The sequence below is a fragment of the Vibrio sp. 1580 genome (assembly GCF_033340055.1).
In genome coordinates this window covers 1-510 of the sequence record NZ_JAWOVT010000778.1, presented here as the reverse complement: position 1 = coordinate 510, position 510 = coordinate 1, and the positions used below count along the sequence as shown (strand labels likewise).

Below are 510 nucleotides of genomic sequence, written 5' to 3'. Positions count from 1 at the left end.
CTAGTAAAGGAAAGTAAACTTTGTACTAACGTTGGGTTGTGGCGACGAGGAAGACCTGTCATACCCGCTTTACACGCCTCAAGGTGAACGATGTAAATCAACGCGATGTAGGAAATCAGCGCTGGAAGTAATGCCGCTTTGATAACCTCTACGTAAGAAATCCCAACGTATTCCACCATCAAAAACGCTGCCGCGCCCATGATTGGCGGGGTGAGCTGACCATTGGTTGACGCTGCCACTTCAACTGCACCCGCTTTTGTGCCCGGGAAGCCGACTCGTTTCATCAATGGAATGGTAAAAGTACCCGTGGTTACGACGTTTGCGATCGATGAGCCTGAAACCAGACCCGATAGACCAGATGCGACAACGGCGGCTTTAGCTGGGCCGCCTTTCATATGACCAAGTAGAGAAAATGCGACTTTAATGAAGTAAGCTCCCGCACCCGCACGCTCTAGCATCGCGCCAAACAGTACAAACAAGAATACGAAAGAAGTGGATACACCTAACGCA

Annotated in this window: 1 protein-coding gene; it reads right to left on the bottom strand. The window is 50.0% G+C overall.

The window, feature by feature from the left end; all coding sequences use genetic code 11:
- A partial coding sequence (locus R7093_RS28340; protein WP_318147423.1) for a TRAP transporter large permease subunit occupies positions 1-510 on the bottom strand: 510 nt, incomplete at both ends.